Origin of the sequence: Anaerostipes sp. (genome assembly GCF_018381315.1) — a bacterium.
Classification (GTDB): Bacteria; Bacillota; Clostridia; order Lachnospirales; family Lachnospiraceae; genus Anaerostipes.
Genome location: NZ_JAGZSD010000046.1, coordinates 1 through 2,132 on the forward strand (window position 1 = coordinate 1; position 2,132 = coordinate 2,132).

A 2,132-nucleotide genomic window follows, 5' to 3' on the forward strand; every position below is an offset into this window, starting at 1 on the left:
AAAAGCGTGAATCCGAATTATCATTGATTCAGATGCAGATGACTCCCCATTTTTTCTACAATATCCTTGAAAGTATCTGCGGCCTTATTGTGATGGATGATAAACGGACCGCTATCCATACCATCAGTCTTCTGTCCGGCTTTTACAGAGGGGTGCTGAATAAAGGCAAGGAGATTATTTCCATCGAAAAGGAATTGGATATTGCGGTCAATTATCTGGAAATCATGAAAATCTGCCATCCGGATAAATTTAAGTATGTGATTGACTGTCCTAAACCAGTTAAAAAGCAGAGCATCAATAAGCTGACGCTGCAGCCGATTTTGGAAAATGCCATCCATCATGGCTTTGACCAGATGCCGTCAGGAGGAATGATCTGTATTGCAGGAAGGCTGGAGGATCATAAGGTGATACTGGAAATCAGCGATAACGGAAAAGGGATTGGGATGGATTGTTTAAATGACAGGGACAGGGAGAAGGGGTTCCATATGGAGAGCTTCGGACTGGCCAATACGGATGAACGGATTAAACTTTATTTTGGCAGGGAATATGGGATATCCATCGTGGGGCAGCAGCGGGGAACCAGAATCCGGATTGAACTTCCCGCAATGGAATGAATTTACAAACACGCTTTTAGGTAAATAGTAAAATCAGGGGGAATGGGAATGCTCAAGGTAATGGTTGTGGATGATGAAATGCTGATCCGGAAGCGAATTATTCTGGGATTTGACTGGGAAGCCATGGGGTATGAAATTGAAGACGAGGCAGGGGATGGGGCAGGTGCCCTGGAGCTTTTTGCACAGAAGCAATATGACCTGGCCATTGTGGACATTGCCATGCCTGGCATGAATGGGATTGACCTGGTTAAAAAAATCCGGGAACTGCAGTATCAGACCCATATTATCTTTCTTACAGGCCACAGCGATTTTAAATACGCGCAGCAGGCAATCCAATACGGGGTTTATGATTATATCCTGAAGCCCATCCATGAAGAAGAGTTCATAGCGGTCCTGAAGAAACTTCACATGAAAATCGAAAAGGAAAACAGCCGGGCAGTCCTGTTTAACGAACTGGAGAAAAAGAAGGAGATTGCCAGGGCTAACGGAGTGATAAATGTAATATAACCATAAAAAAGGATGAAAGGACAAGAAATATGAAAATTTTAATTGATGATGCAGATTTGGAAAAAATACGGGAAATATACTGTGTTTATTCTGTAGATGGTGTTACCACCAATCCCACGATACCTGCAAAAACCGGAAAACCGCCCTTTGAAATCTTAAAAGGAATTCGGGAATACATAGGTCAGGAAGCAGAACTTCATGTGCAGGTTGTTGCGGGCCATGCAGAAGGAATGCTTGAGGATGCCCGCAGAATTTTAAAGGAATTGGGCGAGAATACATATATTAAAGTTCCTGTTACAAGAGAAGGACTTAAGGCAATAAAGGCATTGAAAATGGAAGATGTGAATGTGACAGCCACTGCTGTCTATACCCGTATGCAGGCTTTCCTGGCAGGCAAAGCTGGAGCCGATTATACGGCACCCTATGTGAACCGTATAGATAATCTGGGTGCAGATGGATTGAAAACAGCTAAAGATATTCATGATATTTTCAAAAGAAATGGTATGAGGACAGAAGTACTTGCAGCCAGTTTTAAGAATTCACAGCAGATATTGGAATTGTGCGAGTATGGAGTTGGTGCTTCTACCATTGCACCGGACATTATGGAGGGGATGATAAAAAATGAATGTGTAACGGCCGCCGTAGAACGGTTTGTTTCTGATTTTGAGCAATTGTGCGGAACGGGAAAGACAATGTCAGATTGCTAGAACGTTTTATGCATACGCTGGCGCATCATTTCAGGAGGAAGGTATGAAAACAGTTGGATTTGATATTGGGGGTACGCAACTTCGGGCAGCTATATTTGACGAGGCAAGAAAGATGACTGACAGCTATCGGACTGAAAATGATAAGGGGATAACAGCTGCCTTTAATATGGATAAGCTTATTGATTTTATTCTTAGTAAACCATACCAGTATAAGCGGATTGTAATAGGGTGCCCCGGAACTATGGATATAAGGTTAGGTAAACTTTTATGTCCGCCAAATCTGATTGGCTGGGATGGATTTGAG

4 protein-coding genes are annotated in these 2,132 nt (G+C 42.7%); all 4 read left to right on the forward strand.

Translation table 11 applies throughout. From position 1 onward, the window contains the following. Window positions 1–614, forward strand: a 614-nt coding sequence (locus KH180_RS16570) for a sensor histidine kinase (RefSeq protein WP_290762466.1), incomplete at its 5' end; no start/stop codon positions are given. A gap of 48 nt (window positions 615–662) precedes the next feature. Next, on the forward strand, window positions 663–1,121 hold the full coding sequence (locus tag KH180_RS16575) for a response regulator (protein WP_290762469.1): 459 nt from the start codon (window positions 663–665) through the stop codon (window positions 1,119–1,121). A 29-nt stretch (window positions 1,122–1,150) separates the two neighbouring features. Beyond that, entirely contained in the window at window positions 1,151–1,828 is a 678-nt protein-coding gene (locus KH180_RS16580) for a fructose-6-phosphate aldolase (RefSeq protein ID WP_290762472.1), read from the forward strand. A 43-nt stretch (window positions 1,829–1,871) separates the two neighbouring features. Continuing rightward, the coding region (locus KH180_RS16585) for an ROK family protein (RefSeq protein WP_290762474.1) at window positions 1,872–2,132 on the forward strand (261 nt) is incomplete at its 3' end.

Bases quoted from the DNA above. Each gene is read 5' to 3' on its own strand.
- KH180_RS16580 (WP_290762472.1), top strand. From the start codon at position 1,151: ATGAAAATTTTAATTGATGATGCAGATTTGGAAAAAATACGGGAAATA.
- KH180_RS16575 (WP_290762469.1), top strand. From the start codon at position 663: ATGCTCAAGGTAATGGTTGTGGATGATGAAATGCTGATCCGGAAGCGA.